The sequence below is a fragment of the Citrobacter sp. Cf072 genome (assembly GCF_030334485.1).
Taxonomy (GTDB): Bacteria; Pseudomonadota; Gammaproteobacteria; order Enterobacterales; family Enterobacteriaceae; genus Citrobacter; species Citrobacter freundii.
Genome location: NZ_JAOWDX010000035.1, coordinates 67,521 through 88,552, shown reverse-complemented (window position 1 = coordinate 88,552; position 21,032 = coordinate 67,521). Strand labels below are relative to the sequence as shown.

17 protein-coding genes and 1 tRNA gene are annotated in these 21,032 nt (G+C 46.5%); 6 read left to right on the top strand and 12 right to left on the bottom strand.

Annotation, left to right across the window (positions count from 1 at the left end):
- Positions 1-36: 36 nt before the first annotated feature.
- From OGX66_RS04445 to OGX66_RS04430, 4 genes are read right to left on the bottom strand one after another with little or no spacing between them, the layout of a single operon-like run.
- Positions 37-984, bottom strand: coding sequence for a fimbrial protein (locus OGX66_RS04445; RefSeq protein WP_044714215.1), 948 nt, complete (start codon positions 982-984; stop codon positions 37-39).
- Positions 975-3,437 carry a fimbria/pilus outer membrane usher protein gene (locus OGX66_RS04440; RefSeq protein ID WP_270934135.1) on the bottom strand — a complete coding sequence of 821 codons (2,463 nt, stop codon included), beginning with the start codon at positions 3,435-3,437 and terminating at the stop codon, positions 975-977. Before OGX66_RS04440 ends, OGX66_RS04445 begins: the two co-directional genes overlap by 10 nt.
- Positions 3,438-3,455: 18 nt before the next feature.
- Positions 3,456-4,163: a fimbrial biogenesis chaperone gene (locus tag OGX66_RS04435; protein WP_049000705.1), complete on the bottom strand. Its 708-nt coding sequence runs from the start codon at positions 4,161-4,163 to the stop codon at positions 3,456-3,458.
- A 53-nt stretch (positions 4,164-4,216) separates the two neighbouring features.
- The gene (locus OGX66_RS04430; RefSeq protein ID WP_121540560.1) at positions 4,217-4,795 is read right to left on the bottom strand and encodes a fimbrial protein; all 579 of its coding nucleotides are present in this window, start codon (positions 4,793-4,795) and stop codon (positions 4,217-4,219) included.
- 482 nt (positions 4,796-5,277) lie between these two features.
- On the opposite strand from OGX66_RS04430, the gene OGX66_RS04425 reads away from it, so the two are divergent.
- Entirely contained in the window at positions 5,278-5,928 is a 651-nt protein-coding gene (locus OGX66_RS04425) for a LuxR C-terminal-related transcriptional regulator (RefSeq protein WP_121572120.1), read from the top strand.
- Positions 5,929-6,002: 74 nt separating this feature from the next.
- Here the strand turns inward: OGX66_RS04425 and OGX66_RS04420 are convergent, their stop codons facing one another.
- The 3 genes from OGX66_RS04420 to OGX66_RS04410 all read right to left on the bottom strand — a co-directional run bounded on the left by OGX66_RS04420 (position 6,003) and on the right by OGX66_RS04410 (position 9,076).
- Positions 6,003-7,499 (bottom strand): C69 family dipeptidase, encoded by a 1,497-nt coding sequence (locus OGX66_RS04420; RefSeq protein ID WP_130715305.1) that lies wholly within the window; start codon positions 7,497-7,499, stop codon positions 6,003-6,005.
- Between the two features lie 342 nt (positions 7,500-7,841).
- Positions 7,842-8,306, bottom strand: coding sequence for a hypothetical protein (locus OGX66_RS04415; RefSeq protein ID WP_003840687.1), 465 nt, complete (start codon positions 8,304-8,306; stop codon positions 7,842-7,844).
- Entirely contained in the window at positions 8,306-9,076 is a 771-nt protein-coding gene (locus OGX66_RS04410; RefSeq protein ID WP_016151203.1) for a winged helix-turn-helix domain-containing protein, read from the bottom strand. Before OGX66_RS04410 ends, OGX66_RS04415 begins: the two co-directional genes overlap by 1 nt.
- Before the next feature lie 576 nt (positions 9,077-9,652).
- Between OGX66_RS04410 and OGX66_RS04405 the strand changes: the two genes are divergently transcribed.
- Both OGX66_RS04405 and misL read left to right on the top strand, forming a co-directional pair.
- Entirely contained in the window at positions 9,653-10,270 is a 618-nt protein-coding gene (locus tag OGX66_RS04405) for a helix-turn-helix transcriptional regulator (RefSeq protein ID WP_003023988.1), read from the top strand.
- Positions 10,271-10,344: 74 nt separating this feature from the next.
- Positions 10,345-13,170 carry an intestinal colonization autotransporter adhesin MisL gene (gene misL, locus OGX66_RS04400; protein WP_136346024.1) on the top strand — a complete coding sequence of 942 codons (2,826 nt, stop codon included), beginning with the start codon at positions 10,345-10,347 and terminating at the stop codon, positions 13,168-13,170.
- A gap of 115 nt (positions 13,171-13,285) precedes the next feature.
- On the opposite strand, the gene OGX66_RS04395 is transcribed toward misL, so the two are convergent.
- The 3 genes from OGX66_RS04395 to OGX66_RS04385 form a co-directional block, all read right to left on the bottom strand.
- Positions 13,286-13,588, bottom strand: coding sequence for a Rap1a/Tai family immunity protein (locus OGX66_RS04395; protein WP_225990927.1), 303 nt, complete (start codon positions 13,586-13,588; stop codon positions 13,286-13,288).
- 476 nt (positions 13,589-14,064) lie between these two features.
- Positions 14,065-14,241, bottom strand: coding sequence for a hypothetical protein (locus OGX66_RS04390; RefSeq protein ID WP_003844487.1), 177 nt, complete (start codon positions 14,239-14,241; stop codon positions 14,065-14,067).
- 117 nt (positions 14,242-14,358) lie between these two features.
- Complete coding sequence (locus OGX66_RS04385) at positions 14,359-14,649, bottom strand: SymE family type I addiction module toxin (protein WP_044700468.1); 291 nt, start codon at positions 14,647-14,649, stop codon at positions 14,359-14,361.
- A gap of 126 nt (positions 14,650-14,775) precedes the next feature.
- Between OGX66_RS04385 and OGX66_RS04380 the strand changes: the two genes are divergently transcribed.
- Positions 14,776-14,967: a toxin-antitoxin system HicB family antitoxin gene (locus tag OGX66_RS04380; protein ID WP_032937148.1), complete on the top strand. Its 192-nt coding sequence runs from the start codon at positions 14,776-14,778 to the stop codon at positions 14,965-14,967.
- A gap of 14 nt (positions 14,968-14,981) precedes the next feature.
- Here OGX66_RS04380 and OGX66_RS04375 read toward each other — a convergent pair whose 3' ends face one another.
- On the bottom strand, positions 14,982-16,781 hold the full coding sequence (locus OGX66_RS04375; protein ID WP_198682976.1) for a hypothetical protein: 1,800 nt from the start codon (positions 16,779-16,781) through the stop codon (positions 14,982-14,984).
- A gap of 118 nt (positions 16,782-16,899) precedes the next feature.
- Positions 16,900-16,994: transfer RNA gene (locus OGX66_RS04370), tRNA-Sec, on the bottom strand.
- 290 nt (positions 16,995-17,284) lie between these two features.
- Here OGX66_RS04370 and OGX66_RS04365 point away from each other — a divergent pair.
- Positions 17,285-18,667, top strand: coding sequence for a glycoside-pentoside-hexuronide family transporter (locus OGX66_RS04365; RefSeq protein ID WP_286510948.1), 1,383 nt, complete (start codon positions 17,285-17,287; stop codon positions 18,665-18,667).
- Positions 18,668-18,677: 10 nt separating this feature from the next.
- Positions 18,678-20,996 (top strand): alpha-xylosidase, encoded by a 2,319-nt coding sequence (yicI, locus tag OGX66_RS04360; RefSeq protein ID WP_088902940.1) that lies wholly within the window; start codon positions 18,678-18,680, stop codon positions 20,994-20,996.
- The last annotated feature ends 36 nt before the right edge of the window (positions 20,997-21,032 follow it).

The window sequence follows — 21,032 nt, the reverse complement described above, 5'->3', positions numbered from 1 at the left end:
AGCAAAGACTACGCAGTACGCCTAAATTAGGAACGATTATTGGTATTCAGCATTGAAATACAAGACTGAGCGCACAATTCCAGGACTAACTTTGTTAGTTGTTTGATAATATTGTGCATAAAATGGGATAGAGTGGTTTCCTTTATTCTGATGCGCTAAATGGATATACGTGGTATTTTTTAAGTTGATAACTCTTTGTTGTTGATCCAAAACCTGAATACCTATACCAACCGCACCTTTGGGGTGGATATTCTGTAGTACACCACTATTACTGCTGTGATTATTCTCTATGCCGCTCCAGCTTAGAATAATCTGAGATGGTGTTGTAAAATCACTTTTACAAAAAAGGTCGATAGTAAATGGTTTTCTTCCTGCCGTGCTGCCAGGGCCGCTAAACTGCTCAAGTGCTACACTGGGGAGTTTTACGTTGATTGTACGGTTACCTTTGATCGTGCATGACCGGTTGAGCATAGTAATATATTTTGCCGGCACAATAATATCCACCACGGGCAACGATTGAGTTGCACTTCTGATTTGCAGGTTGATCGCACCCGCAGCAGGCCCGGCCGCAAGCTGATTATCCAGCTTGATTAGCTCAATATTAATTTTGCTGTTTCTGAACTCATCTGCCGTTGCTTTGAAATCTGATGGCCACTGGATCTTTCGTCCGGTTGAGGTTTCCAGGGTGACTTTAATGCCAATACCGCTCACATTGCTACGTATAATACCGGGCTGTTTCATTGCGGACAGATCCCCAATAATCTGGGCAGAAAAAGGATGGCTGTCATTACAACCTGACGACTGAATATTCTGTAGTGAAAGTGTGCGCGTCTGAATAACCCCTCCGGACTGGATTGACTGTTTATCGTTAACGATTTCCGGTGACAAGATAATCTTTTGTGTGTTCAGGGTACATGCAGCACTAGCTGTCTGATGAATGCCCATTACACACCCCAGAATTAGAACGATACGTATTATCGACATGTGGCCTCCTGATTTTTTAACACGATCGTGCATTTCCCCGTTTCCAGTGAAACGAACACTTCTGGTGAGGTAGTTTCATCAATATAAAGCGCACCACCTTGCCCAACGTAGCCGACATGATTATTAGCTTTGTCGCGGATGATGGCGCCGAATGGCATTTTCTGCTGACCCTGCAGACGAGGATAAATAATATTCTGTTTTCTTAGTATCGTTTCAAAAGTGACTGGAATGACATTACCTTCATACGGCGCAATCTTGGCCTGGGTTTTGGTAAAATTCAGGCCTTCAGTTGAACCTTTTGGATCGATAGTGACGTCGTTTACGCGCCATGGACGAAGCCAGGGCAGAATAGCGTAGCCATTTTTATCGAAGCGGGTTCCAGGCACGCCATCAAGATGCGCGCCATACGCATCAGGCGCATGGACTAATGCGACGGTATCTGAGCGCTCTGGAGAGAACGTTATTCCCCCCGCGTGGCCAACCAGCATTCCACTCATTCCCCCGCTGACCTGATGCCATGAGTTGCTTTGGCTCCACGTTCCGCTCAGAGAGGTATAAGGCGTACGTACCATGCCGTTTGTCCCCCATTCCACATCACCACCACGGGCATAGCCAGTATTTACGCCCCAAACGATATTGTTTTCTTCATCAGACGACGTCGTGAAGCCGAGGCGTGTATTGCTCGCTTTGCCGTTATTGCTGTAGCTATCAGAGGAGATTTGCGTAAAACCGGCGTTATCCCGGGGCAGGAAATAGCTGAATGAGAGCATGATTTGGTCGTCTTTGGTGACGGAGCCCTGTTGGTCCTCATTCCATAAACGCTGGGCGGATATGCTCCAGGTCAGGTTGCCCCTGGCATTGGTGTAACCCATGGCATATTGGCGATAGTTATCCTGTTGATCCCAGAACGTCTTAAGAGAGCCAGATAAATAGAATGAGCCCCAGGTGTCGGATAACGGCTGATTAATACTGGCGCTAAACGACTGCTTTTCGCGTAATGAGAGGTATTGGTTGACGGATGCTTGTGTATCCAGGGCATCCAGCGCATCGCGTTGACCGTAAAAGTGATGTGAACTGTATTTAGCTTCCAGCCAAAACGAGGTTTCTGACCAAGGGAGAGTGCGATTCCATGTCAGACGATATTGTTGTCCTTGTTGGCGATCGTCCTCAAGATTCAGGCGAGATTGGGTGACATCAAGGGCGAATGCGCCAAGCTGGGAATTGAGGCCGCTACCGATGAGGGCTGACTGATAGCGCTCGAATCCGGATGCCCCCGTATACAACGTTAAATAGTTGTTCAGGCCATACTGCCAGTAGGCCTGTGCGGCAAACGGATCTTTATCATAATTATCTTCATTGACGGTCCCAAGGGTGATGCCATAGCGCGAAACGCCGGGTTTTAGTAGTTGTGGTACTGAAGAGTATGGAACGGTAAAACGGCGGATACGTCCGTCTGATTCCTGAATCGTGACCAGCAATTCGCCGCCAGTATTCGCGGGCAACACTGATTCAATCGAGAATGGCCCAGCTGGAACCGAAGACTGATGAATAGTTTGGCCATCTTGGGTAACGGTGATGCGGGCATTGGTCTCTGCTACGCCACGAATGATTGGCGCCCAATTTAGTGTGCTGTCCGGGCGCATTAAATCCTCAGAAGCCAACCCCATCCCGAGAATAGCAATACTGTCGAACATCTGGCTATCAGTATAGAACTTGCCAGCGCTGAACATGGATTTCCAACTAGTGATTGGCCGCTTTAGCGTTGTACGATTATTCGTGTAATGGCTGCCCATTTTGCTGTCCCAATTTTGGCTACCAAAATGTTCAATTAGCCACCCGCCAGCGGAGCTGCGGATATCCATTCCCAGCCAGGCGCTGTCCGTACTTGAGCGATTGCTACCGCGTTGCTGAGTACTGTAATAATCTGCGTTGTAGCCGAAATTAATCGCCGGAACTCCCGGTTGCCATAATTCAGGCTGGATATAATTAGTTTCTATACTGTCGAGATAGGCTTGGGGGACGGTGATGTGCAGTTCAAGTTGGCTGGTATTGAGCCTCTCCGTTGCTTTCCCGCTGGTGTCCCAATCCGCAATGGCGCCGCAGCGTGTAGGGTGTGTTGTCAGCGTTTGACTCATTTTTTCAGGGTTAATTCCCACACTTTTAAGAAATGCTTTTGGATAGCAACTAACCAAATCGCCGTTATTATCTTTTTTGAATAAGAGTTCACGGCGTCCTCGCCAGCTATCATTAATATAAATATCTACGATATATTTTCCTGGTAATAATCCTGCGGCATTGAATGATTGTAAATCGTTAAGTGTGGCATTTCCCATCAGAATAGCATTGTCAAATTCATAACGGTTAGTGCTGTCTGCATGAAGCATGGCTGAAAATAACGAGCCATATAAAACTACGCAGCCATGTAATGCTAAGCTCCGTTTACGTAAACTCATTCTGCATTCCTTTTTCTTCTATTTATTGATGGCCTTTTTAAATTCCACGACGCTGCCGTAATCGCTGACCGCCTGTAAAATAATAGGTTCTCCAGGTTTTATTTTTTGTTTTGAATTGACCTGAATTTTACTTTTAGGTGCAACCATGATGCTTTCTTGCAACAACCCGTTTCCTGAGGTGCTAACAATATCTACAACTGTGATAAAAAAAGGCGTCGGGTTTACCAACGTAATACCGTCAGAAGTAGCTATAAACTCCATCTTGCTTTCGGCATTTTGACGATCTCCTAAACCGATCGGGCGCCAAAAAAATTTAAATCGAGAACGAATGGCCAAATTAAGAATGGCTGCATTTTCCGTAGCGTGGTTTTTATCTATGGAGGGGATGTCCAGAATATTTAACCACCATAATGATTCTCGATCGGTAGCTGCAATGCGTTTATCAATAGCTTTTTTGATTCTTATTGATTGTCCATTATTTGCATCAATGCGAGCAATCGGTGGTGAGATAATAAATGGAGTGGAAATTTCTTCGGGTAATTTCCCAGCGTCCCCTTTATCCAACCATACCTGAGCCAGTGAAGGTGAGTCTCCCGAATTGGACATTTGTATCGTAATTTCAGTAGTCTCTTCAGAGTAAATGAATCGGGTACCATTTACGATGATGTTATTTGCATGTGCAAAAGAAATATAAAAAAGAGCAAGCAGAGAAAAGATTATTTTCATATGACCTCTGGCAAAAAAAATGCCATAGCAACAAGTGCTACGGCATTATGTGGTTAGAGATAGGTAATGCTGTAGTTTGCTTGGGCAGTGACCGGCCCTGTAGTAACACGATCCCACAAATTGCTATCACGCGGTTTGATATAGCCGACACTGAATGTGTATGTTAGTGGGGAATCATTATGACCGATTGATTGATAATTATCTGGCTCAAAACGATTAGCTTTTTCGTTTAAGTTAATCTTGCGTCCATTTTTATCTATTAACACTAATGCAACGTTTTTTGCACCAGCAGTATCAGTGTTTTTTAGATAACCTTCACTCGTCAAATTAATGTTATTAACCCATGCTAATTTAGGGATTAATTTTGCGTGGGTATAACAATCTTTAACCTTAATGGTAAAATTCTGCTCCTGCACTGAAATTATATGCTTAACGTTATTATTTAATACCGGGTTTAATCTAACGTTTTTATTATCATCGTCATTTGTAATTTTGCAAGAACTGGAATAAACATGACCTGTGAAATTCACTTTGCCTTGCGGATCATGGTTATTACTGCCCAAACCTATTGCCATTGCTGAAGGAATTGATACTGCATATGTAATTAACATCACACTTAATAATTTATTCATAATGCATTCCTCATTTAGAGATAAATCGTCCCTATTATCAGTAACATTGTTCGGGCACATTTTGTCTTGCACCCTATAAGGCTGTCGCCCGCTATCAATTATGTTAGATAAATTATTGTTGTACATCGTAGATTGGACGTATTTCACTAATCCTATGATATTAACAATGATCGTTAAATATGAGTCTTAATGAATTGTTATCATCAGTAAGATGATTGTAGCTAAGATACTTCTTAACTCAATGCGTGAAGTTAAAACATATAAAATACAATGTGCTAAGTTGTTGATTTTAAAATTTTCAAATTACTGCAAACAAAAATCGAACTTTGCATTCGGAAAAAGCGAATGATCGTATTGCACAATTAGCTAAATTTCCGTAATTCAATCAGATTATCTTTAATCTTAAGTAATGACTTGTTATTGGTTTTCCATGCAATAACAATAGGGAATATTGTCAATCCTCATTTGAATGAAGGCCACATATGCTTAACATGGACAGTAAGATAATACTGATTAGTAACCAATCAATACAAACGCAGCTGTTGCTGGATTATCTCAATAAGCAAAGCAATATACTGGTTGATTTTGTTAACATTAGCAGACCGGATATGTCGTTTATCACTGAGGAAAGTATCATCCTCTATGATATTCAGGCATCTAGTCGTAAATTAAAAAATATCTGGTCAAAACTACTTAATGAAAGCGCATGTGGTTTGCGTGTTTATATTATTAATTGCCTGCGATCGCTCCCGCTATATGAGAACATGCTATGGCCAAATTTTGAGTCGATCGTACCAAATAATTGCTCTATTGAACATTTATTAACTCTTCTTAAAGAGGGGCGTAAGACTTCTCGTCCACCACGCTCACTATCACCGCCGCAAAAAAATATAAACCTCATGCCATCCTATAATGACAACGGAGTTTTAACCGAAAGAGAATATGAAGTTCTGACTGAATTGTCGAAAGGGGCATCAAATGTTGAAATTGCTAACGCATTTTTTATCAGTGAAAATACAGTGAGAACGCATATTTATAATATTTTTAAAAAAATCTCTGTGAATAACCGAACACAGGCCGCCTGCTGGGCCAACTCGCATCTTAGAAGCCCGGTTCTAGAACAACTACCCTGACAAGAAATGTAAGCCATACTGCTGGCACAAAGTTCTAACGTTGACTTTGTGCCAGAATACTATCGCGTCGTTACTCAGTCTTTTTTCGCAGCGTTTGCAAAGAAGATATCAGACTGAATGTCTTTGGTGCGGATGGTAAATAGCTGATTAGTCAGATCTTCCGTCAGCTTCTCGGCGTCGGCCATGATGCGCAGGTTGAAGTCATTCAGCATCTTATCGGCGGCTGGTTTATCGGTTTTCGCCATCTTCAGATACTCTGCTTCAACCTCTTTTTGCTCCTTGGCCACTTTGTCTTCCCACGCTTTGTAGGCATTTTTGACGATTGGCGCGAGCTTCGGATAATCGGTCATCGTCAGCGTTTGTAATTTACGATATTTCCAGTAGATAGACTGATCGTCCGCTTTATCGGTACCCATCGTATAGTTAGCCGGATACGCTTTCAGGCCGCTGTAGTACGGAACAAAGGCGGTGAGATCAGCCATGCCCAAACCAATGTAGGTCGTTTCACCGATCTCTTTTGGCAACCACGGACGGACCTGCATAACATGCGCTTCATAGGTGCGGAAGACGCTGACCGGACGCCATGGCTCTTTGCCGTTCAGACCGTTGGTGTAGGGGTCATGGCTGGTGCCTTCATAATGGTTACGCAGTACGGCCTTCACATCGTCCAGCGTCATTTTCTTCTCTGGCGTCATGAAGACCGGGAATTCACGTCCTTTGGCCATATCCTGGTTTACGGAAGGATTGAACTCTTTCTGGATGGTCCAAACGCGAGGGTCGTTATACGTGCGGTCACGCTCATCATCACGGGTATAGGCTTTGGAGAAGTTGAATTTGCCATCTTTTGCCGGTTCGTACAGACCCTTTTCGGTCGCAAATTGAATCAGGTTTTTTGACGCCATCATGTCCGGGTTTTTCGGATCGTAATCCTGTAAGCGGCCCTGGTTACCGGTGGCAAAATACTGGTTATTTGGCAGACGCTGCGCCATCCACTGATGGCCGCTGCCGGTTTCCAGATACCAGATCTCGTTATCGTCGACGACGGCAACGCCAAAGCCTTCGCCTGCGCCGACGGTCTCAACGATATGGCCCAGTAGCGCCACGGCTTCACGCGCGGTTTTACTCTGCGACAGCAGAATATCCGGAATATCGTCTTCGGTGATCCCTTTATCCTCAACGTACGGGTCGGCGGCCAGCGCTTTTGGTGAGGCAAAAATAGATTCTGTGCCGCTCACGCCAACCCCCAGCTCGTTAAATCCGGTCGCGCCGTGCAGTTGGGTTTTCCAGTTTGGAACAGTGGTATAACGCAGCGAGTTTTTGGGTAGCGGCCAGGTAAAGTCATTCGCACCGTTATGTGCTTTGGTGCTGTATACCCCGGTCTGATTCTGTTTTGCCGGGTGAATGACAAAATGTTGCGCTTTCAGGGCATCGCTGTCAGCGCTACGGGCAACCAGCATCGAGCCGTCCGCTGATGCTTCGTTACCGACCAGCAGGGTCGTACAAGCAAAACCTGATGAAACAACGGCCAAATTTATAGAAAGTGCAATCAGGCACTTTTTAAAAGTAAACATTACGTATCCCTCATATGTACGCCAAAAATACACCGGAAACATACCGTTTCCTGAAATGCGATAACGCCTGAACCTTCAGACATTGCTCGCGAGAGAGATAAACGCCCCTGCCCACGCCTTCTCCAAATATCCATCCGTAGATTGAAGTCTTCTGGACAAAATAAAACGCCCATTTCGCTTAATTATTACGCAATGGATATCGTGATATTCAGGATGTTTCCTGATTCGGGATGAAGAATAGCAATGGGTTATTAGAGGATTCAGTGACCCATGTCGCGTAAGTCGATGATGGCAAATATGAATTCCATTGAGGGGGCGCGATTTTTGTTTCCGGATATGACGTTACCTCTTGCGGCAATACAACGAGGGTACATTGGAGCTGGCAAAGATCCATGTGCCCTTATACTCTTCCATGACCAGACTGAGGGTTCGTCCGCTTTGGCGGTAAAAACCGGGTAAGGTATTGTTAATATCCGTTTCATCGGCGCTGTCTGCGAAGGTTTTGACCACCTGCATCGCCTGTAGCACCCGGGCTTCGTGCTGTCTGGTGTAGTTGAAATAAATGTTCCTGCTGATGTCTGAGGTATTACGTCCGTACAGTTTTCCGGTAATGGTGGCCAAACCTGCATTATCGTACATCCGAAACGCTAACGTACCGGCAAAGCGATTGCTGCCAATATTCCATTCCACGTTGCCGATGCAACTCAGCGGCTTTTCGGCAAAGCGTGAATACCATAGCCACCCGCCTGAACCGAGCAACGTCGCCAGACCGATTACCAGCAGAATAAGGTGATGTATTTTTTTCATTACCCGCGCATCCAGTAATAGTGGGTAGTACAAAACGCGTTAGCATCTATCCGCGCATCTTTATCACAGACAAACGCCACGATCCTCTCCGCTTTGCGGTAGCCGGAAAGGAAGACGTGCTTGTTGTTTTCGCAGAGATAGGGATGCAGTTGCATCAGATTGAAATAATTCTCCTGGTCGTGCTCATTTGGTGAGTAATAAATTTTACAGTTTTGCCGAGAGGGAACTTGCATAGAAACAGACACGAATTTACTAAACGGCATAACAGGACGCGTCTGATACCACACCAGCCAGATAATCAGGGTGGCAATAACGATGCCCGTGCTAAATATAATGTACCACCAGGGTCCCCGCGTCGTTTGTTGAGGCGCGGGAGCAATTATCTTTGGGGGCGCGTAATCCTCTATAACCGGTGGCTGGTAAACTTCACTTTGAGGATGTGTTATCGCCTCAACCTGCGTATTTTCATTTAATGCAAGCCCGCGCCGGGAAATTGTTTTTACCGTATCTCTCGGCAGACCCACATCCGCCAGAGCATTACGTAGCGTCAGAATAGCCTGGTAAAATGTGTTGGTGGTGGTCACATTATTTCTCTCACCCCAGCCCACTTTAATCAACGTGTTCTGAGAAACAATGTCACTTGCGTGAGTAATTAAATAGAGAAAACAGAGCGAGGCTGGTATCTGTAGTTGAATTGCTCGCCCTGTCTGTCGATTGACCAGGCTTTTGTTATCAGGATTAAATTCGACCAACTGATTGATAAGGTACAATTGCCCAGCCCTCAGTAACCTAAACGTATCACCGCATGTGCCAACACTTACCTTAAATTTTACATCCAAATTGATAATATGCCTCACTCTTTGTACGTGATCGCAGATAAGAATTTCACTTAAGATTTAAATGTTCTTTACATACAACGTGTTAGCTGATCAAGTTCTTAGGTAAAATTAACTAATGTTAAATAATGAGAATTCATTACAGGTTTATCTGAATTATCATTATATTTATACACAGCACTTCAAGGGTGATTGAGTTATCAGTATTGTGTAATTAATGAGCATCGTTTACATCGGTTGTTTTTTAGCAAATAGTGCTTTTTTAAGATTTATCCTAGGATTTTAATTTATGCATAAAATTCCTAATGCCCAGACTGTTATTCTGAGATAAGGCACAAAAAAGCTTAGCGCAATCGTATTAATCACAGTCCATACTTATTAGCACATCAGGAGTTTATTACATTTTATTAGCGCCACTGTTATTAGCTGACAAGGAATGTTGTACGTGTCGGATTGACACATTTATTTACCAATGAAATATTTATGGAAAAATAACAGGAGTCATTTTTGATGAAGAGATCACCATCACAGAGTGTTCGTTGCATAAGCTGTGAATTATCCTGTCAATTATTTCCGGATGCTGCGGTTCGCGCCAGTTACTGTCACCGTGCCGCTTTTGCTATCTGGCCTGAGGGAAATGGCTTTCTGCAAAAAGGAATTATTGAAAAACTTCTGCTTAATAATCAAAACCATTTGTCGCGCGGGTTTATTTTTGTGGACTTCTCTTTCCCGAACCTGCGCCTGTTTGCCGACCCGCAATGGGTTGATCGTCTGGCTTATAGCGGTATGCATATTGTTTTGATAGCGGACCGGAACCTGGCGCCGTTAGCCAACTACTGGCTGTCGAAAAGCAATAAAATACAAGGGATTATATATTCTGATGATGATGATGACGTACAGCATCAGAAAATGAGACGATTATTTACCGGTCATCTCGCTAACAGTAAACGTGGGCGCACACTCAACTATACAGAAATGATATTACTGAAGCGATTTGTCTCAGGAAAAAGTATTCAGCAAATTACCCAAATAGATAATATTGATATTAAGAAAATATATGTCTATAAGCTCCGGCTTGAAGATAAGTTGGGCCATAGTATTCATAAAATACTATCGAATATTTTATAACGCATTTCTGATTTTTATTATTTCACATCCTTGCGATGTGGTGGACGCTCTACGCCTAATAGCAGGAGGCTAATATGCCAAATCCCAAATCTTACTCTCGTATTGCCATCGCGGTTTCAGCCGCATTAACTTCTATGGTATTTTCGGCCCATGCAGCCTGGATTGATGTTGATAGTCTTCCTTCCAGCGGTCTGGTTAGTAGTCTGCCCCCGGAGTTGCAGGCTTTATTTCCTGCACAGGCGAATGCCAGTTTCGCTAAAACCAGCGCTACGCCGAATTATGTTTATCAATGGAGTGCTGGCACCATTCCGGTTTTTGGCAATGGGTTAACGCTCAATGGGCCAGGAGCAGAAGCCTTCGAGCACTCCATTACCGTTATTCAGAATAGCGCGACGGGTAGCCCAGGCGTTATTTTCGGTGACGACCTGACGATTCGCACACAGTCGAAGAATGCCGCTAATAATGGTAAAGATGTTGACGGTATTCGTACGCACGGGGCCAATACGCCGGATAACCCGGTTTTTATCATCACCGGAGATCGCACCAGCATTTATGTGGACGGTCAGGATGGTGACGGTATTAACGCCGGTTACAACTCCTATAGCCAGGGTTGGAAAGGTTCAGCCAACATATACGTCGGCGACGATCTGTATATTCAAACCACCGGTTATCAGGGGCGTGGTATCACTGCAAACGCAATGAAAGACGCTACGCAGGCCAAAAATACGATTGTCGTCGGCGATCGGGCACACATTGTGACGATCGGTGACAGTTCAGAAGGTCTTCGCACCGGGCAGAGCGGCTCCTCGATCCGCCTTGGTGATGACGCCACTATCGAGACGTCGGGCGCGTCCTCGACAGGGATCTATGCCGCCTCATCTTCCAAAACGGAACTGGGCAACAATGCCACGATTACGGTCAACGGCGTCAGCGCCCATGCGGTTTATTCCACCAATGCAACCGTGAATCTCGGCGAAAACGCGACGATCAACGTAAACAATTCGGCGAAAGCGGCGTCTTACAGCAAAGCGCCACGCGGTCTGTATGCGACTTCACGCGGGGCAATAAACCTGGCTGGCGGCGCCTCCATTACTATGGCGGGCAATCACAGCAATGAAAGTTATGCCATCAGCACCGAAACGGGCGGCTCCGTAGACGGCTCCGCTGGCGGGCGCTTCCTTATCGACGGCGATCTTCACGCCGCTGGCGCGACTGCCGCGACCAGCAGCCTGCCGCAGCAAAACAGTACCATTACGCTCAACATGACCGACAACTCGTTGTGGAGTGGGGCGTCATACATCACCAGCGTCTCGGCCGGAACGGGGGTTATCTCGCTGCAAATGAGCGATGCGACCTGGAACATGACCAACAGCTCAACGCTCACCGACCTGACGCTGAACGGCGGGTCAGTGGTGAACTTTGGGCATACTGACGGCGAACCGTGGCAGACGCTTACCATTAATGAAGATTTCACCGGCAACGGCGGCAAACTGGTTTTCAATACCGTCCTGAATGACGACACCTCCGAAACCGACAAGCTGAAAGTGCTCGGCAACACCGCAGGTAATGCGTTTGTGGCGGTGAACAACATTGGCGGAACCGGGGCGCAGACCGTTGAAGGTATTGAGATCATCGAAGTAGCCGGTAATTCTGACGGTACTTTTGAGAAAGCAGGCCGTATTGTTGCTGGTGCGTACGACTATAACGTGGTGCAAAAGGGCAGCAACTGGTATCTAACCAGCTTTATTCCTGCTCCGCCGGATCCGGAAGAACCGGACCCGGTCGATCCGGACCCGGTAGATCCCATCGACCCAGACCCCGTTGACCCGGATCCGGTTGACCCTATTGACCCAGGTCCTGTCGATCCAGACCCGGTCGATCCGATAATCCCTGAGCCGGAAATACCTGTCGCACCTCCGGTCACCGAGCAGCAATACCGCCCGGAAGCAGGCAGTTATCTGGCGAACAACTACGCCGCTAACACGCTGTTTATGACCCGACTGCACGATCGTCTGGGCGAAACGCAGTACATCGACATGCTGACGGGCGAGAAAAAAGTCACCAGTATGTGGATGCGTAACGTCGGGGCGCATACCCGCTTTAAAGACGGTAGCGGGCAGTTGAAAACCCAAAGCAACAGCTATGTGTTGCAGCTGGGCGGTGATCTGGCGCAGTGGAGTAGCGACGGCCTCGACCGTTGGCACATCGGCGCAATGGCTGGTTACGCCAACAGCCAGAACCGCACGCAGTCCAGCCTGACCGGCTACCATTCACGTGGTCAGGTCACCGGTTACAGCGTAGGGCTGTACGGCACATGGTATGCCAATGACGCAGACAAAACCGGCACCTACGTGGACACCTGGATGCTGTACAACTGGTTTGATAACAAGGTGATGGGCCAGGAGCAGGCGACAGAGAAATATAAATCCAGCGGGATTACTGCTTCGGTCGAAGCGGGTTATAGCTTCAAACTGGGTGAGAACGAGCGCAACAGCTACTGGCTGCAACCAAAAGCGCAGGTGGTATGGATGGACGTGCAGGCCGACAGCCACCGCGAAGCGAACGGTACCCGCGTGAAGGATGACACCGATGGCAACCTGATGACTCGTCTGGGCGTGAAAGCCTTTATCAACGGCCATAACGCCATCGATGACGGTAAATCTCGCGAGTTCCAGCCGTTTGTCGAAGTCAACTGGATCCACAACACGCAGACGACCAGCGTGAAGATGGATGATGTGAGCAACGATATGCGCGGTACGAAGAATATCGGCGAGCTGAAAGTGGGCGTTGAAGGTCAAATTACTCCGCGCCTCAACGTGTGGAGCAACGTGGCCCAACAGGTCGGCGACAAAGGCTACAGCGATACCCGCGGTATGCTCGGCGTGAAATATAACTTCTGATGTAGTTGCTGGTAATGGAAAAGCCGCTGATTAATGGGTCAGCGGCTTTATTTTTTGGGGAGGCGGTAGGTCGGATAAGCGTTAGCGCCATCCGGTAAATAAGCTGCGTACAGCGCTAGCTATTACTATTTTTGTTACAAGCAAGTTCTTTGCCCAAAGCAATCATGGCCAATTCAGAAGGACTGTATTTTGTTCGTTCTTTAGGATGGGTCTGGAGGTAATTACCAACAATATCAGCTTCCTGTCCAATGGTTATGCTTTCATTACAGATGATATTTTCTTTTGATAGTGTCCCCGCTACACCGGCAACAAAAGACATATACATCACTGCTGTCTGTTCATCCCGAACATTCAAATAATCAAAACCTTTCTCATACAACTGATAGCCGTGATAAAGCGAGTTGCCGTCGATATTCAATGTCGATTTTGCCAGTACAGGCGTTGAAAAAAGAGCAATAACAAGACAGGAATGGCAATTTTACTGATCATACGAGCACCAGCCGCCCTTATGGTGTGAGCCAGTACCGCCGTGCGGGTGTTCTCCTTTCGGGCATGCGAAAACAGTAGATGATGCGGTGATAGTGACGAGAGCGATAACCATTGCCATGAATACGTTTTTCATATGTAACCCAATAATCTAATTTATTAGAAACGAGGCTGTCCCTTCCTGATTAAAGAAAAAGGATGCCTGTGTATTTTTAGCGGGATTATAATATGGTGTTTATTGTGCTGTCATGTTTATCGTTTGGCATAGGCCATCAGGATAGTATTTTTATTATGATTTTTAGTGTAGTGGTTGAATGATTTCTAATGCGTTTCTGATTCATGGATAATGAGTTGCTGCTTCAAATATCATAATTATTGATTATTGCCCGTAAGTTTATAATGCTTTTTTCATTTATTAGGCTCCATTAATTCATCAAAGAAATTATCGCCGTTAACAATATTATCAGAATGAATATCACATTGTGCACATTGAATCTTGGCTTTCAGTAACTGAATTTTTATTTCTTCGACTTTTTCATCGTCGTCAATCGAAAAGATGGTGTCTGGTTTTTCGTGGTGATTCATTTGTTTGGGTTCCCGTTACACTTTGGCTTCATTTTCCAGGAGAGTAGGCCGGATAAGCGCAAGCGCCATCCGGCACCAAGTGAACCTGTAAGTACTGCTTGCAGGTTCAGCTGTACTTCACTGGAGAGTCGCCAACGTGCTCTCAATTCTTTTTAACTTCTGATTTGCTTCTTGCAGCTCATCCTGCAACCGTTGTTCCTGCTCGCCGTAGACCATCAGGACGATACAGCCATTCATCACTTTTACGCTAATCTGTTGCCCGGTATCAAACCCCGCTTCGCGTAGCCACTTGCCGGAAAGAATAATTTTGGGTGTGGATTTGTCGAAAACATTCGGGCGATATCCCACAATTACCGAACGCTCGGTTCCAGATTGGTCGGTGTCTGGGGTAGAATGCGAATCAGCCATAATCAACTCCTTGATAGTTGGTGAGGTTAGACGCTCCGGCTGTGTTCCCGCACAACGAGGCGTTGCTAGTGTAGTAGGCTTTTAGGTGGCCTCCTATGTAGTGAGAGTAATTGGATAGGTGGCCCCATGTCAATCATATCGCGCGAAAAAAAACCAAAAGGCGGCGGTCAGTCACCGCAGTTCAAAATGCGTATTGATCCGGCATTGAAGGAGCAGTTGGATGCAGTAGCTGCTGAAGAAGGGGTAAGTCTCGCCAGTTGGTTGAAGGAACTGGCGAGGGAGGCATTAAGAGCCAAGGGAATAGAACCTAACGGTTAGACATTTTCATAACCTCAATTATCATAAAGACCAATGATATGAAACTCTGCTCCAGAGGATTTTATTGCGTTATCTGAACTAACTAATAATACATCTAGCTGTCGCTTAATATTGTTATTTTGCGATTTTGTATAATAGCTCTTAGTTGTGTGAGGCTGTATAACTATTACTCTTGTTTTTATTTTATTAGGATTGGAATTTAAGGATGAAAGTTGCATCAGGAAATCTGAAGGCTGAATTGGTTTATTGTCGTGCCAACACATTTTATTTTGAGAGGTTGAAGCTCTATCTGTAAGATCTTGAATAAGATTTTTACGATTTGAATACCTGAGATTTTTAACTGCTTGACTTAAGACAATATCATGTGCACCTACTGATATTCTTCTGTTATGACTGCTACTATTAGCGGCTTTGATATGGATAAGAGAAATTATGGTTTTATCATTATAATCATCAATATGAATAAAGTCTGCTTTTTCACCAGATCCATCATCACAATACAGCCATCCAGTAGGTTTCTCGGTTGTATTAAAGTTTTCTGATGAATCCCAACGACTATTCCAACGATTTTTCACCCAACAAAAAAGAGAATTTTGCATTCCAATTTTTGTCAGATCTAGTTTATCTGCAATTAGCGGTTTCTCTTTACAAATATCAAATTTCTCGAAATCAGCCCAAATAAATCCATTATAAGATACATCTTTATAATCAGTTTTGAAAATCCAAGAATTAACTACTGCGTGTCCTGATTCGTACCAGCACTTGATAAACTCGGGATACTTGAATATTTTAGAATAATTATTTAGTATTTCTTTTTTTTGTGACACAGGTTGTTGATTATAAACTTCAAAGAAAACTTCATAATCTTTAACCGTTAGCCTTACACTGATTTCTCCGCAATGAACATTTTCATAAAAAACTTTCAACGAAAATGCTGAGTTCAAGATTGGGTAAACTTCTATTCTATATTTATTGGCGACTTTTCTCAGTAGATCAACTTTCGTAGGGCTCATTTCGTAAGTAACGAAGTCAGGATCAACTACAGAAAAATCATATGCGTCATTTACACCATTAAGTTCATTTATCGGACTTGCTAGAATACCTATTGGTGTCAGGTTGATTTGGTTATTAGCGTTTAACATGTCTAATATTTCTATAACGTTTTTTTCAAATGAATTCCAGTCTTTACATGGCCCTTTCCAGATCGATGATTTGAACGGGTTTAATCCTATGGTTTTATTATTACTTCCAATTTCAGTTCTAACTGCTGACATCATATATGATTGGTCTTCAAGAGGATCTAACGACTCCGCAACACTATTACCGCCTAAAACTTTTGAATCAGCCTTGAAAGTTGTTTTACCATGAATGCCAAGGAGCCAGAGCATTTTGATATTATCTTCATTGATAAATAAGTGATTTAAATGTGATATCTCCACAGGAAGCAAATTTGTTAGTGGCGAATTTTTGAAATGTTCCCTTATTGAATCCTTCATTCCTTTTTCTGAAAAGTAAAATGCTACATAACTTCCAAGGGAAAATGTTAGTGCAATGTGGTTCTCGATATCATGTATATCGTTTCTTTTAGTCCAACTGGGTATTTTATTTATTGAGTAAGGAGAGATAAATACGGTAGCATCGTTGATTGCTTCAGATTTAGTTAAGTATTGTTGTATATCTCCTTCATTATATATTTTTGTATCTATAATTTGCATTATAGAATTATGTAAATATTTAGCTGTGTAGTTTGATTTATTAAAGCCAATCAATATAGAAAAAAAAGGTGAAAGATGTTCCTTTTGAATATCGTCCATAACGATCTCATTCATTGTTTGCATGTAGAATGTAATAATTATATGAATTTTTGAAAAGATGTAGTGATGATTATCACAAAGGCAGGATATATGACATGCTTTGAAAAGGTGTCTATTTTGGCGGAAGATCACAGGAGTCGAACCTGCCCGGGAACGCTGGCGCCCCCAACTGGATTTGAAGTCCAGCCACCTCACCGGAGATGACGATCTTCCGCGCCTCGATTGCTACATGGAGGCGGGGCGCATTATAGCTACTTCCTGGGGTTTCCACACCCCCTCACTCACTTTTTTAACTTCCCTTTTGTCTTGCCATGATCGGTTTCATATAAATCCTCAATAAATCCGGTAGTTACATTTCATCACATTTTTCGACGCAACTCTGATCACAGAAAACAAGAATCGTAATTTGATAACGAGATATCGGAATACCCGCGCTCACAGGGATGGTTTACAAGAACTGTAACCGGTATCAGTGCGTGTGAAAGTGCTAACAAGGATGCGTAATGAAAAGTGAGATTTTGTCCGTTAAAGAGAAGATTGGCTACGGAATGGGCGATGCGGCGAGCCACATTATCTTCGATAACGTCATGTTATATATGATGTTCTTCTATACCGATATTTTTGGTATTCCGGCCGGATTTGTCGGCACCATGTTCCTGCTGGCCCGCGCGCTGGATGCTATCTCAGACCCTTGCATGGGACTGCTCGCCGACCGCACCCGGTCGCGATGGGGGAAATTTCGCCCGTGGGTACTGTTTGGCGCACTGCCGTTTGGTCTGGTCTGTGTGCTCGCCTACAGCACACCGGATCTCAGCCTGCATGGCAAAATGATTTATGCCGCAATCACCTACACGCTGCTGACCCTGCTTTATACCGTGGTGAATATTCCCTATTGCGCGCTGGGCGGCGTCATCACCAATGACCCCACGCAGCGTATCTCCCTGCAGTCCTGGCGCTTCGTGCTGGCGACGGCGGGCGGCATGCTCTCCACCGTGCTGATGATGCCGCTGGTAAATCTGATTGGCGGCGAGGATAAAGCGTTCGGCTTTCAGGGCGGGATTGCCGTGCTCTCGGTTGTGACGTTCCTGATGCTGGCATTTTGCTTTTTCACCACCAAAGAACGCGTGGAAGCGCCGCCGAGCAGCAACTCAATGCGTGAAGACCTGCGCGACATCTGGCAGAACGATCAATGGCGCATCGTCGGCCTGCTGACCATCCTCAACATCCTTGCTGTCTGCGTACGCGGCGGGGCGATGATGTATTACGTCACCTGGATTCTGGGCACGCCAGAAGTGTTTGTCGCCTTCCTCACCACCTATTGCGTCGGCAATCTTATCGGCTCTGCGCTGGCGAAGCCGCTGACCGACTGGAAATGCAAAGTCAGCGTCTTCTGGTGGACCAACGCCGCGCTGGCGGCCGTCAGTCTGGCGATGTTCTTCGTACCGATGCACGCCAACATTACCATGTTCGTCTTCATCTTCGTGATTGGCGTACTGCATCAGCTCGTGACGCCAATTCAGTGGGTAATGATGTCCGACACCGTGGATTACGGCGAGTGGTGCAACGGAAAACGTCTGACGGGGATCAGCTTTGCCGGCACGTTGTTCGTGCTCAAGCTGGGCCTGGCGCTCGGCGGGGCGCTGATCGGCTGGATGCTGGCAGGTGGGGGCTACGACGCCGCAGCGAAAACCCAGAACGGCGCCACCATTAGCATCATCATCGCGCTGTTCACCATAGTCCCGGCTATTTGCTACCTGCTGAGTGCCGTGATCGCCAAACGCTTCTACACCCTAAAAACCCCGTATCTGACTGAAATCATGAGCCAACTGGCGCAGGGCGCGCGCCGCAATCAGCAGGATTTCACGACGAAAGAATTACAGGACTAAGGAACCGATGATGAAAATTAGCGATGGAAACTGGCTGATTCAGCCCGGTCTGAACGTGATTAACCCGATTCAGGTGTTCGAGGTTGAACAGCAGGGCAATGAGATGATTGTCTACGTTGCGCCGCGCGATGTGCGTGAACGTACCTGGCAACTGGATACCCCATTGTTTACCCTGCGCTTCTTCTCGCCGCAGGAAGGCGTGGTCGGTGTGCGTATGGAGCACTTCCAGGGGGCGCTGGATACCGGTCCGCATTACCCGCTCAATGTGCTGCAGGATGTGAAGGTCGAGATGCGCAACACCGCTGAGATTGCCGAACTGAAGAGCGGTAACCTGAGCGTGCGCGTAACCAAAGGGGAATTCTGGTCACTGGATTTCCTGCGTAACGGCGAACGTATTACCGGCAGCCAGCTGAAAAACAACGGCTACGTGCAGGATACCAACAGCGGGAAAAACTTTATGTTTGAGCGCCTGGATCTCGGCGTCGGGGAAACGGTATACGGCCTGGGCGAGCGCTTTACCGCGCTGGTGCGTAACGGGCAAACGGTAGAAACCTGGAACCGTGACGGCGGCACCAGCACCGAGCAATCTTACAAGAACATCCCATTCTATATCACCAACCGCGGTTACGGCGTACTGGTGAACCATCCGCAGTGCGTGTCGTTTGAAATCGGCTCTGAGAAAGTGTCGAAAGTGCAGTTCAGCGTGGAAAGCGAGTATCTGGAATATTTCGTCATCGACGGCCCAACGCCGAAGGACGTGTTGAACCGTTATACCCAGTTCACTGGCCGTCCCGCGCTGCCGCCCGCCTGGTCGTTCGGCCTGTGGCTGACCACGTCGTTCACCACCAATTATGACGAAGCGACGGTCAACAGCTTTATCGACGGCATGGCCGAGCGCAATCTGCCGCTACACGTTTTTCACTTTGACTGCTTCTGGATGAAAGCCTTCCAGTGGTGTGACTTTGAGTGGGATCCGCTGACCTTCCCGGACCCGGAAGGCATGATCCGCCGCCTGAAAGAAAAAGGGCTGAAGGTCTGCGTGTGGATTAACCCGTATATTGGCCAGAAATCGCCAATATTCAAAGAGCTGAAAGAGAAAGGCTATCTGCTCAAGCGGCCGGACGGTTCCCTGTGGCAATGGGATAAATGGCAGCCGGGCCTGGCGATTTACGACTTCACTAATCCGCAAGCCTGTGAGTGGTATGCCAATAAGCTGAAAGGTCTGATGGATATTGGCGTTGACTGCTTCAAAACCGACTTTGGCGAACGCATTCCTACTGACGTTCAGTGGTTTGACGGTGCCGATCCGCAGAAAATGCATAACCATTATGCGTACATCTACAACGAACTGGTGTGGAACGTGCTGAAAGAGACTGTCGGTGAAGAAGAGGCGGTGCTGTTTGCCCGTTCAGCTTCGGTCGGCGCGCAGCAGTTTCCGGTGCATTGGGGCGGCGATTGCTATGCCAACTATGAATCGATGGCCGAAAGCCTGCGCGGCGGGTTGTCCATTGGTCTGTCCGGCTTTGGCTTCTGGAGTCACGATATTGGCGGCTTTGAGAATACTGCCCCGGCGCACGTCTACAAGCGCTGGTGTGCGTTCGGGCTGCTCTCCAGCCACAGCCGTCTGCACGGTAGCAAATCCTACCGTGTACCGTGGGCGTACGATGACGAATCCTGCGATGTGGTGCGCTACTTCACCGAGCAGAAATGCCGCATGATGCCGTATCTGTATCGCGAAGCGGCGCGCGCCAATGAGCTAGGAACGCCGATGATGCGCGCAATGATGCTGGAGTTCCCGGACGATCCGGCATGTGATTATCTCGACCGCCAGTACATGTTGGGCGATAGCGTGATGGTTGCGCCGGTGTTTAGCGAGGCGGGCGATGTGCAGTTTTACCTGCCGGAAGGACACTGGACGCATCTGTGGCGTAACGACGAGGTGTCTGGCAGTCGCTGGCATAAACAGCAGCATGGCTTCCTGAGTCTGCCAGTCTACGTGCGCGAGAACACTCTGCTGGCGCTGGGCAGCAATAACCAGAAGCCGGACTACGCCTGGCATGAAGGAACCGCGTTCCAGCTGTTCCATCTGCAGGAGGGCCGGGAAGCGGTGTGTGAAGTGCCTGCGATGGACGGCTCGGTTATCTTCACGCTGAAGGCGACGCGTGTAGGTAATACCATCACTGTGAAAGGGAACGGTGAGGCACGTAACTGGACGCTGTGCCTGCGAAATATTCAGGAAATTGGCGGCATTAAATGCGGGTCGCATATGGGCAGCGAGCTGGGTGTAGTTATTACTCCACAGGGCAGTGAGCTGACGATTACCTTGTAAGCATGTGTCGAGGTGGTGCCGGATGCGTTTTATCCG